Origin of the sequence: Pedobacter namyangjuensis, from assembly GCF_003313325.1 — a bacterium.
Classification (GTDB): domain Bacteria; phylum Bacteroidota; class Bacteroidia; order Sphingobacteriales; family Sphingobacteriaceae; genus Pedobacter; species Pedobacter namyangjuensis.
This window is the reverse complement of record NZ_QMHQ01000002.1, coordinates 170,012-183,108: the sequence shown is the minus strand read 5'-3', so window position 1 is coordinate 183,108 and position 13,097 is coordinate 170,012. Positions and strand designations below refer to the sequence as shown.

At 36.9% G+C, this 13,097-nt stretch carries 12 protein-coding genes; 6 read left to right on the top strand and 6 right to left on the bottom strand.

Translation table 11 applies throughout. The features are described from left to right. Positions 1–17: 17 nt before the first annotated feature. Positions 18–662, top strand: a complete 645-nt coding sequence (locus tag DUT69_RS07965; protein ID WP_113652707.1) for a hypothetical protein — start codon at positions 18–20, stop codon at positions 660–662. Positions 663–831: 169 nt separating this feature from the next. After that, positions 832–3,003 (top strand): S9 family peptidase, encoded by a 2,172-nt coding sequence (locus tag DUT69_RS07960; protein ID WP_113652706.1) that lies wholly within the window; start codon positions 832–834, stop codon positions 3,001–3,003. A 292-nt stretch (positions 3,004–3,295) separates the two neighbouring features. Here DUT69_RS07960 and DUT69_RS07955 read toward each other — a convergent pair whose 3' ends face one another. Together DUT69_RS07955 and DUT69_RS07950 are read right to left on the bottom strand one after the other, a co-directional pair. Further along, complete coding sequence (locus DUT69_RS07955; RefSeq protein ID WP_113652705.1) at positions 3,296–4,015, bottom strand: DUF3307 domain-containing protein; 720 nt, start codon at positions 4,013–4,015, stop codon at positions 3,296–3,298. Next, positions 4,015–4,626, bottom strand: a complete 612-nt coding sequence (locus DUT69_RS07950) for a SatD family protein (RefSeq protein WP_113652704.1) — start codon at positions 4,624–4,626, stop codon at positions 4,015–4,017. Before DUT69_RS07950 ends, DUT69_RS07955 begins: the two co-directional genes overlap by 1 nt. Positions 4,627–4,753: 127 nt before the next feature. Here DUT69_RS07950 and DUT69_RS07945 point away from each other — a divergent pair, with 127 nt between their 5' ends. The 4 genes from DUT69_RS07945 to pdeM are packed head-to-tail and all read left to right on the top strand — an operon-like array spanning position 4,754 to position 10,493. Continuing rightward, on the top strand, positions 4,754–5,788 hold the full coding sequence (locus DUT69_RS07945; protein WP_113653434.1) for a ligase-associated DNA damage response exonuclease: 1,035 nt from the start codon (positions 4,754–4,756) through the stop codon (positions 5,786–5,788). Then, positions 5,785–7,377 carry an ATP-dependent DNA ligase gene (locus tag DUT69_RS07940; RefSeq protein WP_113652703.1) on the top strand — a complete coding sequence of 531 codons (1,593 nt, stop codon included), beginning with the start codon at positions 5,785–5,787 and terminating at the stop codon, positions 7,375–7,377. The genes DUT69_RS07945 and DUT69_RS07940 overlap by 4 nt, the downstream gene beginning before the upstream one ends. Then, the gene (locus DUT69_RS07935) at positions 7,374–9,845 is read left to right on the top strand and encodes a ligase-associated DNA damage response DEXH box helicase (RefSeq protein ID WP_113652702.1); all 2,472 of its coding nucleotides are present in this window, start codon (positions 7,374–7,376) and stop codon (positions 9,843–9,845) included. Before DUT69_RS07940 ends, DUT69_RS07935 begins: the two co-directional genes overlap by 4 nt. A 9-nt stretch (positions 9,846–9,854) precedes the next feature. Next, positions 9,855–10,493, top strand: coding sequence for a ligase-associated DNA damage response endonuclease PdeM (gene pdeM / locus DUT69_RS07930; protein ID WP_113652701.1), 639 nt, complete (start codon positions 9,855–9,857; stop codon positions 10,491–10,493). 4 nt (positions 10,494–10,497) lie between these two features. Here pdeM and trxA read toward each other — a convergent pair whose 3' ends face one another. From trxA to DUT69_RS07910, 4 genes are read right to left on the bottom strand one after another with little or no spacing between them, the layout of a single operon-like run. Beyond that, positions 10,498–10,794 (bottom strand): thioredoxin, encoded by a 297-nt coding sequence (gene trxA, locus DUT69_RS07925; protein WP_113652700.1) that lies wholly within the window; start codon positions 10,792–10,794, stop codon positions 10,498–10,500. A gap of 16 nt (positions 10,795–10,810) precedes the next feature. Next, positions 10,811–11,668, bottom strand: a complete 858-nt coding sequence (locus DUT69_RS07920; RefSeq protein ID WP_113652699.1) for a CPBP family intramembrane glutamic endopeptidase — start codon at positions 11,666–11,668, stop codon at positions 10,811–10,813. Between the two features lies 1 nt (position 11,669). Continuing rightward, positions 11,670–12,107: an NUDIX domain-containing protein gene (locus DUT69_RS07915; RefSeq protein ID WP_113652698.1), complete on the bottom strand. Its 438-nt coding sequence runs from the start codon at positions 12,105–12,107 to the stop codon at positions 11,670–11,672. Then, positions 12,104–13,027, bottom strand: coding sequence for a cation diffusion facilitator family transporter (locus DUT69_RS07910; protein WP_240186680.1), 924 nt, complete (start codon positions 13,025–13,027; stop codon positions 12,104–12,106). Before DUT69_RS07910 ends, DUT69_RS07915 begins: the two co-directional genes overlap by 4 nt. Positions 13,028–13,097: the final 70 nt, after the last annotated feature.

The window sequence follows — 13,097 nt, the reverse complement described above, 5'->3', positions numbered from 1 at the left end:
AAATTAAAACTAATACAATGTTTAAATCTTTTAAAACTGGCGTAATTGCCGTAATCTTAATTAGTAGTGCTGCTTTCGCACAAGCACAAAAGAAAATTTCTGCCGGCACTTTGGTATACACCATGAAAAATGCTGAAGGAGATTCAGAGCAAACAATTAAATTCAACGGCGACATTTCTAAATTAGAGATAGCTGCTGGACCGGCCACTATTGGTATTTTTAACGATAGCAAAAACGGAACAGGATTGGTTTTAGTTGATGTACCAGTTGCTCAAATGCAAAAAGCGGCAAAAATGTCTAAAGCTGATGTAGACAAGCAAACTGAGGCATTAGGTGGCGGGAAATTATCTGATTTTAAAGCTACTGGCGAAAAACAAGTTATTGCAACGTATAACGCAGAAAAATATACCTATAAAAATGCTGCTGGCGAAAGTTATGAGGTTTGGATTACAAAAGATGCTGAAATTCCTTTAAATATGTTTACAGGAGAATTTAAAGATGTTAAAGGTACGATAGTTAAATTTACTGGAAAAGGCGGTACTGTAACCTTAAAATCTGCAACAGAGGGTAAAGTTGATGCACTATCTGTTACTGAAATCCCGAAAGGTTACGACGAAATTACTTACGAGGAATTACAAGCTATGCAAGGCGGTGGCCAATAATAGCTAACCTAATTACTGCATCAGGCTTTTATCATTGGTTTTTATTAAATTAGCCGCCAATGCTAAAAGCCTGATTTTTTTTGCGCTTTTTTTCAGTTTGCTTTTTTTAACGCAAAGCGAATTACTAGCAGATATCAAGAATCATATCAACAATTTATAAAACTATAACATGAAAATTACCAAACTTCTAATTGCTGTAGCTGTATTAGCCCTTACAGGCGCTAATGTTGCTAAAGCGCAACGTGGTGGTATTAACTGGACAAAGGATGGCAATGGTTATTACACCAATGCTGGCGGAGAGATTGTTAGTATCACTTTACCAAAAAACGAGCGTAAAACTGTTATCAGCAGAAGCTTGTTAACCGCACCTAACACGCAAAATCCAATACCTGTTAGAAGTTTTCAGCTTACAGATGATGGTACTAAAGCGTTAATTTACACAAACACAAAAAGAGTTTGGCGACAAGATAGCCGTGGAGATTATTGGGTTGCCGATATCACCAATAATAAATTAACCCAAATAGGTAAAGATAAGCCGGCGTCATCTTTAATGTTTGCCAAATTTTCTCCAGATGGCAGCAAAGTAGCGTATGTAAGTGGCCACAATGTTTATGTAGAAGATTTAGCTACTGGAATTGCAAAAGCTCTTACTACCAATGGCACCGACAGAATGATTAACGGAACTTTCGACTGGGTTTACGAAGAAGAATTTGGTTGCCTAGATGGTTTCAGATGGTCGCCAGACGGAAAATCTATTGCCTACTGGCAAATTGATGCTACCAAGATCAAAAACTTTTTAATGATTAATAATACAGATTCTATCTACGCATTTAATGTACCGGTAGAATATCCAAAAGTTGGCCAAGATCCTTCGGCTTGCAAAATTGGTGTGGTTGATATTGCTACTGCAAAAACCAATTGGTTAGCAGTTCCTGGAGATAACGTACAAAACTACATTCCTCGTATGCAGTGGATCCCTAACACCAATGAGATTATTTTGCAACAACTAAATCGCCAACAAAACGAGAGCAAATTATTTGTAGCTAACGTTACGGCAAATACAATTACCGAAATTTACAAAGAAAAAAACAATTCGTGGATAGATGCTCAGGATCAATTTATTTGGTTAAACGGCAACAAGGAATTCATTTATCAAACCGAAAAAGATGGCTACAACCACTTTTATCGCGTTAGCAAAGACGGTAAAAAAGAAACCTTAATCACCAAAGGCAACTACGATATTATTGATTTAAGCTTGGTTGACGAGAAAAACAATACCATCTATTTCATGGCTTCGCCTACCAATGCTACCCAAAAATATCTTTACAAAACAAAGTTAGATGGTAAAGGCAAGCTAGAAATGGTTACGCCTTCTGTTTTACCGGGTACGCACAGCTATTCAATTTCTCCTAACGGATTATTTGCTCGCCACAGCTACAACAGTTCTACCGTACAACCGGTTACCGAGTGGATGAATTTTGCTGCAGGTCAGCCTTTAACTATGGACGGTAGCATTACTACACAGTTATCTAAACAATCTCCGCCAAAAAACAAAGTCGAGTTTTTTAAAGTAACCACAGAAGACGGTGTTGAACTAGATGGCTGGATGAAAAAACCTGATGACTTCAATCCTAACAAAAAATACCCTGTTTTATTTTACGTTTACGGCGAACCAGCGTCGCAGACAGCGGCCGATGTTTGGGGTGCTGGAAACAATAACCTGTACGCGGGCGATATGGCAAAAGATGGTTATATCTATATTTCTATGGATAACCGTGGTGCACCTGTTCCAAAAGGCACTACCTGGAGAAAATCTATTTACAAAAATATAGGTATCCTTAATATTCGCGATCAGGCAATGGCAACCAAAAAATTATTGGCAACCTACTCTTTCTTAGATAAAGATCGCGTTGCGGTTCACGGTTGGAGTGGCGGTGGTTCATCTACATTAAACTTATTGTTTCAATACCCAGAAATTTACAAAACAGGTATCGCAGTTGCTGCGGTTGCCAACCAATTAACCTACGATAATATTTATCAAGAGCGCTACATGGGCACGCCTTTTCCAAGTACCGAAGCTTATGTAAAAGGATCGCCAATTACACATGCTAAAAATTTGGTTGGTAACTTATTGTACATACACGGTACCGGTGATGATAACGTACATTACCAAAATGCAGACATGTTGATTAACGAATTGGTAAAAAACAAAAAAGTGTTTCAATTAATGAGCTATCCAAACCGTTCGCACAGTATTAGCGAAGGCGAAGGAACTAGACAGCACCTGGCATTAACCTTTACAAAATTCTTAAAAGAAAACTGCCCTCCAGGAGCAAGATAATTCTTTTAAAAACATACGCAGAGCCACAGTTACTTATAGCTGTGGCTTTTTTATTAGAAAACATGCTGTAGTGTCATCTAGTTACACTCGGTCCCGCCCTACTTTACAATCTTTTTGTTTTCGTCATAATCTCTGGCAGAAAGATATTTCCGCATATTACGCATTATCCAGTTCGGTGACTAAAGCCAGTAAAACAAAAAGTATTTCCAATACGGTCGGGTTTATTTTACGCAGGCTTTTTCTACTATTGGCATTGCCTAAACAAAAATTAAGAAATAGCAGAAATTTAATCTTACAAACTAATCGCCAAAACGGCTAGCGCCACAACCAGCGCAATACCGAAACTTAGCAAGGTACCAATTAGCACGTATTCGGTTAGTTTTATATCATGGGCATCTTTTAAATCTCCAAACCTAAAAATAGACTTTGCCGCTAATAGAAAACCTACTGCCTCAAAGTGATGGGTGCAAACAAAAAGATAGATGAGTAAACGCTCCATAATGCCTATATATTTACCAGCATCTTGTAATGATGTTGTAGATAATCCTGTTGTGTTAGTGGCATTGGGCATCCATCTGGCAATAACTACTCTTATAAAAACTGCTGCTGGCGAAGTAAGCAGTAGCGCACCGAAAGCAAAGAGCAGAAAACGGTCGTTATTTAAAAAACTAAAATCAATATTATTTCCGTAATAATAACTCCAGCATATAACTATTGCCGTAATATGCAAAAGCTGATCTATAAAAAACCATAGCCTTTGCGTTTTTATTTTTTGGAAACTAAGTTTCATAGCATCTATAACTAGATGAGTAGCGCCTATTACTAAAGCAATCTTCCATACGTTAAACGACATAAAAACCAAAAATATAAGGGCAACATGTATAGCTACATGGCAATACAGCTTGGCCGATTTTAGTTTTAGCTGCTCTTTTTCTGTAACCCAACTATTTGGTTGCAAAAAGAAATCGCCCAGTATGTGTGCAAGCAAGAGCTTAATTAAGGCAATTTCCATTAGTTTTTAATTAGTTGATTCATTTGGGTTCTGTACCTATGTTCTAGTTCCATTATTTCTGTAAAATGTGCCCTTTTTAAAGCTTCGCTAACCGAAGATTGGCTTCTGCCGGCAAGTTTTGCAATTTTATCTTGTTTGGTATTTTGATTTTCTATAGCATATTTAACCATCTCAGCACTAATCTGCCCCCAACTATCCATGCTAATTAAAGCTAATTTAATAAATAAATTCAGCTCTTCATTTACTGTTGGCCAAGGTGTTGTAATAGCCATATTTACCTTATTTGTTTTTAATGTATCAAAAGCGTTTCCAGAGTTTATATAAGCCTCGCCATTTGCTTCTGTAACCTTAGCAGCATTTACGCTTTTTTTTCCAATGCCAATGCCAATACGCACATCTGCTTTTTTTAAAGTTTTAATGCAAGCCTTTATGTAAATGGCGTTAATAAGAGCATCTTGTGCGCTCAGCTCTACCTGAAAACTATCTCCCCTAAAAATTTCCCATTTTATTTGTTTACCGAAAAGATTGCCTAATGAACTCTTAAGCGTATTTATCCAATCTGGAGGCAATGCTCTTGAGTTAATAATATCTCCTGTTATAACTGCTTTCATAAAACTAATATCGGGTATTTATCCGATAATTCAAAATATCGGCTAATTACCCGATAATTCAATTTATCGGCTTTTTACGCGATAATTACTTAAAAAACTTAATTCTAGCTTGGTTGTTTATATCGATATGGCATTAATTGAATTTACAAACCGAGGTATTTACTGCAAACAAGGCAATTTTTACATAGACCCCTGGCATCCTGTAGATTATGCTGTAACCACACATGGGCATGCAGATCATGTGAAATGGGGCAATAAAAACTATTTATGCCATGAGCTAACAAAACCTATTTTAAAACAACGTTATGCCTTGGAAGATAATGTCGAAACTTTACCATATAATAAAGAAATAGATATTAATGGCGTTAAACTGAGTCTTTTTCCGGCAGGACACGTTATTGGATCATCACAAATTAGATTGGAATATAAAGGAGAAATTTGCGTTGTTTCTGGCGATTACAAAGTTGAATACGATGGCATTAGCACGGCGTTTGAGCCTGTAAAATGCCATACATTTGTTTCCGAAAGCACTTTCGGCCTGCCAATTTATACCTGGCAAGCTCAACAACTTATTTTCGACCAAATAATAAGTTGGATTACAGACAACAATTTAAAAGGAAAAACCAGCATTTTAGTTGCGTATAGTTTAGGCAAAGCACAACGATTAATTAAAAATCTTGCTGGCCACTATCCTATCTATGTACATAATTCTATAGCAAATTTAAACGAAGGTTTTGCAGGCGCTGGCGTACAACTTCCAGAAACGATTAGAATTACACCCGAAATTAAAAAAGACGAATTACAAAAAGGTATTGTAATTATACCCCCAGCTTTAGCAGACGGAAGGTGGGTAAAAAATCTTCAACAGCCTGCAATAGGCGTTTGCTCAGGCTGGATGGCAGTTAGAGCAGGCCGAAGATGGCGTAGCGCCGATGCCGGATTTGCGCTAAGCGACCACGCCGATTGGCCAGGTTTACTTGAGGCTATAAAAGCTACAGAAGCTGAGAAAGTTTTCGTAACACATGGTTCGACAGCTGTTTTTGCAAAATATCTGAATGAAATCGGCATTAGTGCCGAAGAAGTTACTACAAAATATGGTGCTGAAGATGATGACATAATTGGAGAATCAACTGAAAATACTGTAAAAGAAGAAATCCAATGAAACGATTTTCGCAACTAATTCAGGAGTTAGAGCTTAGTAATAAAACCAACGATAAAATTGCGGCGCTGGTAAGTTATTTTAACGAGGCGGATGACAGAGATAAGCCTTATGTAATTGCAATGTTTACTGGCAAAAAACCTAAAAGGCCAGTAAACACATCCTTAATAAAACAATGGGCAATAGAACTAAGCGGTATACCCGAATGGCTATTTGCAGAGAGCTATAGTAGTGTTGGCGATTTAAGTGAAACCATTGCTTTAGTACTTCCGCCAGCAGAAAGAAATATCGACAAACCTTTGCACCAATGGATAAATGAGCTTGCTCAATTAAACGGAAAAGACGACGAGGCTAAAAAAGAGTATATCTTAGATACTTGGAACAGCCTTAATACTCAAGAACGTTTCATCTTTAACAAGCTAATTTCGGGTAATTTTAGAATTGGTGTTTCCAATAAAATGCTGGTTAATGCCATTGCCAAACAAAGTGATGAAGATAGCAGCAAAATAATGCACAGCATTATGGGTAAATGGCAACCTGATGAAATAACGTATTTGGGTTTGATTGAGGGTGCCCACGTAAACACCGATAACTCTTGGCCATACCCGTTTTGCTTAGCCTATGCTTTAGAAACAGAACCAGAAAATTTAGGCGATACAACCGAGTGGCAAGCAGAATGGAAATGGGATGGCATACGCGGACAAATCGTAAAACGAAACGACGAACTTTTCATTTGGTCTCGAGGCGAAGAATTGGTTACAGATCAATTTCCAGAGTTACATTTTTTAAAAGATGAGTTACCGAATGGTGTAGTTTTGGATGGAGAAATACTTTCAATAAAAGATGGCAAAGTACAATCATTTAGCACTTTACAGCAAAGATTAAATAGAAAGACAATTAATAAATCTCAATTAAACGATGCACCGATTGGTTTTTTCACCTATGATATTTTAGAATTTAATGGCGAAGACATTAGACAGGAACCGTTAGAAAAAAGACGATCAACTCTAGAAAATGTAATTGGTGGTCTAGTTACTAAAAATATTGCGTTGCTATCGCCTGTAATAAATTTTAAAAGTTGGGAGCAATTGGCTACAATTAGAGAAACCGCTAGAGAAATAAATAGCGAAGGCATAATGCTTAAAAAGCTAAGCTCTACATTTCATACTGGGCGTAAACGTGGCGATTGGTGGAAATGGAAAATAAATCCGTTTACGGTTGATACAGTTATGATTTATGCCCAAAAAGGTAGCGGACGACGGGCTAACTTTTTTACAGATTATACTTTTGCAGTGCGTGATGGGAATAAACTGATCACTATTGCCAAAGCTTATTCGGGCTTAACAGACAAAGAAATAAAAGAAGTAAATTCATTCGTAAACAAAAACGCTATCGAAAAATTTGGTCCGGTTAGAACGGTTAAACCAGAGTTGGTATTTGAAATTGCATTTGAAGGTATTGCAGAAAGCAAACGTCATAAGGCCGGTTTAGCATTAAGATTTCCTCGTATCGCCCGTTGGCGAAAAGATAAAAAAGCTGATGAAATAAATACTTTAGACGATTTAAGGCAACTATTGGCATCAACGTTATGAGTTTAACAAAAACACCAGGCTATAAAAAAGTAGCTAATTGGCTGAAAGCTGATGGTAAAAAGCCTTTTGATTTTCAGAAAGAAACGTGGAGCTACTATGCCGATGGTTATAGTGGGTTGGTAAACGCCCCTACTGGTTTTGGTAAAACTTTCTCGGTGTTTTTGGCCGTTGTAATTGAGGCTCTTAATCAAAAAGGTGTCGCGAAAACAACTTCAAAAGATCGATTACAATTGATATGGATTACGCCACTAAGATCGTTAGCAAAGGACATTGCAAGAGCAATGCGAGAGGTATTAACAGAACTAGATTTGGACTGGTATGTTGGCGTTAGAAATGGTGACACTTCTCAGGCAGAAAAACTGCAACAAAAAAAATCTATGCCCGAGATTTTGCTTATAACACCAGAAAGCTTACACTTATTGTTAGCACAAAAAGGCTCATCAACTTTGTTTAAAAACCTAAAATGTATTGTTGCCGATGAGTGGCATGAACTTTTGGGCAGTAAGCGTGGCGTAATGGTAGAACTAGCCATATCTAGAATTAAAGGTTTGCAAAAAGCTGCTAAAGAATACTATTTACGCGTTTGGGCCATCTCGGCTACCATTGGCAACATAGAGCAAGCTTTAGAGGTAATTGAACCAGATATTAACGCAAAGCGGATAATTGTTAAAGCCAAACTGCACAAAAAAATAGAGATAAAATCGATATTACCAGATTACATAGAGACTTTACCTTGGGCTGGGCATTTGGGTTTAAAATTGGCTTACAAGCTTTTGCCAATTATAGAAAAAAGCAAAACCACACTTATTTTCATCAACACTCGCGGTCAGTCTGAAATGTGGTATCAGCATCTGCTAAATTTAGATCCGGAACTTGCTGGGCGAATTGCCATACATCATGGTTCTATAGATTTTGAACTGAGAAATTGGATAGAAGACTCGCTACATACCGGTTTGCTTAAAGCGGTAATTGCAACCTCGTCTTTAGATTTAGGAGTAGATTTTAAACCGGTTGATACGGTTGTGCAAGTAGGATCACCTAAAGGCGTAGCCAGGTTTTTACAACGTGCGGGCAGATCTGGGCACTCGCCTGGAGAAACTTCCAAAATTTATTTCCTGCCCACACACGCGTTAGAGCTTGTAGAGGCTGCGGCAATTAAAGAGGCAGCAAAAGATAATAATATAGAAAGCAGAGAACCGGTTATAATGGTTTTTGACACGTTAATTCAATACCTTGTTACGTTGGCCGTGGGCGATGGTTTCGATGATGAATTAATTTTCAACGAAGTTAAAAGTACCCATGCTTTTAACATGCTTTTACCAGAAGAATGGAATTGGTTAATGCAATTTATCACCTCTGGTGGAGACAGTTTAACTGCTTACCAAGAGTTTAAAAAGGTAATAAAAGACGAAGATGGACTTTGGAAGGTGAAAAGCAGACAAATTGCAATGCGCCACCGATTGCATATCGGAACGATTGTTAGCGACGCTATGCTAAAAGTAAAATTTCTCTCTGGTGGCTATATCGGTATGGTTGAAGAATATTTCGTTTCGAAATTAAAACCTGATGACAGTTTTACGCTTGCGGGCAGAATATTAGATTTTGTGCAGATAAAAGATATGACGGTTATTGTTCGCAGGAGTAAAAAGAAACGGGCAATGTCGCCAAGTTGGCTGGGCGGTCGCTTACCCTTATCTTCAAATCTCGGGCAGGTGCTACGTAAAAAATATAACGAGGTACTAAATAAAACACATCAAGAAGAAGAACTAGATGTAGTTTATCCCCTATTTTTGGTGCAGCAAGAAAGATCTCATGTGCCCAGAAATGATGAATTATTAATTGAAATGATTAACAACAGAGAGGGATTTCACCTCTTTGCCTATCCGTTTGAAGGAAGATTAGTACACGAAATTTTAGCTGCTTTGGTTGCTTATAGGTTAAGCAGATTAGTTCCTATCACATTTTCCATCGCGATGAACGATTATGGGTTTGAATTATTGAGTGATACCGAAATACCTATGGACGACGCAATTGCATACGAAGTATTTTCTCCCGATAATTTAACTGAAGATATTACACTGAGCATCAACTCTACAGAAATGGCACGCAGAAAATTCCGCGATATAGCTTGTATTGCTGGCTTGGTGTTTCAAGGCTATCCCGGCAAATACGTTGCAAATAAACATCTCCAGTCATCGGCAGGTTTGTTTTTTAATGTTTTTAGCGATTACGACAAACATAATTTACTTTTGCGCCAGGCTTACGATGAAGTGTTCTATTTACAACTGGAAGAAGCGAGGCTTTTAGAAGCATTACAGAGAATTCAGAATAGCACCATAGTTATTACCAACCCGAAAAGGTTTACACCGCTTTCTTTTCCAATTAAGGTTGATAGTTTACGAGCTAATATGAGCTCAGAAGAATTAGAACACAGAATTGAGCGGATGAAAGCTGAAGTTTTTAAGTAATACTACTAAATGACGATAACGATTAGAGCAGAAGAACTGATTTTAGATAAAGAACGAGCAATTTATTTCCCTGCACAAAAGATATTAGCTATAAGCGATTTACACTTAGGAAAGGCGGCACACTTTCGCAAAGCTGGTGTTCAAGTTCCATCTACCTTGGCTCAGAGCGATTTGCAACGCCTAACAACCTTATTTAATCACTACCAACCTTCTACTTTGCTTATAAATGGCGATATGTTTCACCATGAAATTAACAGCGACATTGATGTATTTGAAAAATGGAAAGCCGACTATAAAAATGTAAATTTTCTGCTGGTAAAGGGCAACCATGATCATTTACATAATAACCAATACAACGATTTAGGCATAGAAGTACATGAACCTAGCTTTTGTGCTAGAAACTTTTGCTTTATACATGATGCAATAAAGTGTAACGAAAAAGACCTTTATCCTATTAGTGGCCACGTACATCCAGGAATAAGCATTATTGGCAAAGCAAAACAACGCCTAAAATTTCCATGTTTTTATTTCGGTAATGAACATGCCGTAATGCCTGCATTTAGTGCATTTACAGGTCTGTATTTAATTAAACCTAAACCCCAGGAACAGGTCTTTGCAATAACACCAAATAAGGTTGTAAAGGTTTAAATAGTTAACTATTGCTTTCTATAAGCTGTTTTAAAGTACTCGCTGGTACAACACCACTTTGTCGCCAAACTTGTTTTCCCTGTTTAAACAAAATTAATGTTGGTACACCTTGCACATTATAAGCAGCGGCCGCATTTTGGTTTTTGTCAACATCAACCTTAATAATAGACGCTTTATCACCTACTTCGCTTTTCAACTGGTCTAAAATAGGTACCATCATTTTACATGGCCCACACCATTCAGCAAAAAAATCAACCAAAACCGGCTTTTCGCCATTTATCATTTCATTAAACTTCGACATCGCTTAACTATTAATATTATTCTTCGATTAGTTCCTTTGTAACAATCGGTTCTATCCTATAGTTTTTTAGTATAAAAATAATCATCGCTAAAAATACTGCCGTACAAATAATGGATCCCTCAACTCCAAAACTACCACCAGAGATAAAAGCTTGCCCTATTGGTTTTGCAGATAACACTGCTGGCGTATTCGTACCGCTAACTTTGTAGCCCATTAAAATACCTTGCGCAAAATTCCATCCAAAGTGAATACCAATTGCCCAACTTATATTCTTTTTTAATAAAGTAAATAAAGAAAATAACGCTCCGGCCAAGGTAATATTTAACATAGCCAACCAAGTAAAGCCAGGATTGCCGGCATGTACAAATGCAAACAACAAACCGTTAATTAAAATAGTTATCACAATCGGATATCGCTCTGCAAAAACAAATAGAGGAAATGTTCTAAACATTAATTCCTCGAACATAGCTACTACTATAAAAAATAGTAAATAACCAAAAAACATAGTTACGCTTATTTGATTAGCATTCAATTGTACAAATCCCGACGCGTAAAGTATAGCTACGCAAAATAATAAGAGTACAACGCCAATTGTAGTACCTTTTGCAAAACCTGTTAAAATTCCTTCCCTTACAATGAAAACATCACTAAAATAAACTGAAGGCAGTATTTTAAACATCATTAACAAAGCACCAAAAATGGCCAATGTTAAAGAGCTTTCAATAACCAAATCAGTTATTATAGAATTTTGCTGAAAAGGTATAAAGTTTAATTGGGCTATAATTCCAAATGGAATAAGGCAAATTATTACAAAGAACAGAAATAATATAACTTTTAAAATTGGCAGGAGCTTATACAAAATTCTTTCGCCCATATTAAGTATCTAGATTTTTAAGCAAGGAAACTACGGCTTTATCAGTTTTAAAAGTTACATCATCTTCCGTTATATCGGTAATTTTTCTCCATCTAAAAGATTGGTTTTGACCCTCATCGAAATCAAAAACAGCAGTTTTAAAGCCTAATTGTAAAGGAAAAACTTCTTTTACCAAATAATAAACGCTTAAGACCTGACTATCATTAAATGACGATTTTTCGTAGAAATCTGTAGTGTAAAAATGCGTGAGCACTTCTATTTCAGCATAACATTCTTCCATAAACTCACGTTTTAATGCTTCAATTAATCCTTCACCAAGCTCAACTCCTCCTCCAGGAAATTTTGTGAACTTCATTCCGTATTCGCGTTCATCGCTTAGCAAAACTTCATTTTGACTATTAATTAGCAAACCGTAAACTCTTACGTTAAAATAACTCATTGGCTAAAGTGTTTTTGGTTTTTTGTGGCGTTATCCATGTTCCAAGCTATTTCTCCTTTAAATTCTTCTGCTCTTACTGGGCAATTTGGCATTTTGCAGTAATTGCAACACGCCGGCAAACATGGATCAGCATGTATAAAAAGTTCTGTTTTGTGGTTTCCAGATACATTTATAAGCTGATCTATATTGGAAATTTCTTGATGTACAGCAACCAAATCAAAATAATAAGGCAAAGTAACGTGGCAATCCACATGCAAATCCGCTCCGTATTGTTGTGCCCTTAAATTATGTACATCAATCCAACTGTCTGCTCTATTAGCTTGCAAAATGCCCACTATTTCTTTAACCAATTCTATGTTACTCTCGTCCATTAGCCCGCCAACCGATCTTCTGGTCAACTTATAGCCATTGTAAATAATGTAAACACCTAGTACGATAGAAATTGCACTGTCGAGCCAGAAAAGTTCGGTTAACTGAATTAAAATAATACCTACCACTAGGCCACCACTCGTAATAGCGTCAGTTAACAAATGTTTCCCATCTGCTTCTAGCGTAATAGAACGTTGTTTTTTACCGATATTAATGAGATAAAAGCCAACCCAAAGATTAATTAGCCCAGTTGCTCCAATTATAATCGCTCCATCAAAAAGTTGACTAATTTCCTTCGGGTAGATTAAATCGTAGCTAGATTTTAGTATAATGATTATACCTGCAACGCCAATTAACACACCTTCAACGAAAGCTGAAAAAAATTCAACTTTTCCATGCCCATAAGGATGATTTTGATCTTTTGGGATAGTAGCTAAATAAATACTATAGAACGCGAAGGCACTGGCAAGTACATTAACTACACTTTCGGCAGCATCGGTTAAAATGGCATTTGAGTTGGTTAAAAAATACGCAACAAACTTTGCCAGCATTAAAAGAATACTAACACAGAGTGATACGAGAATAGCCTTCTTTTTTGGTTGCAATGGAGTTATTTTTAAA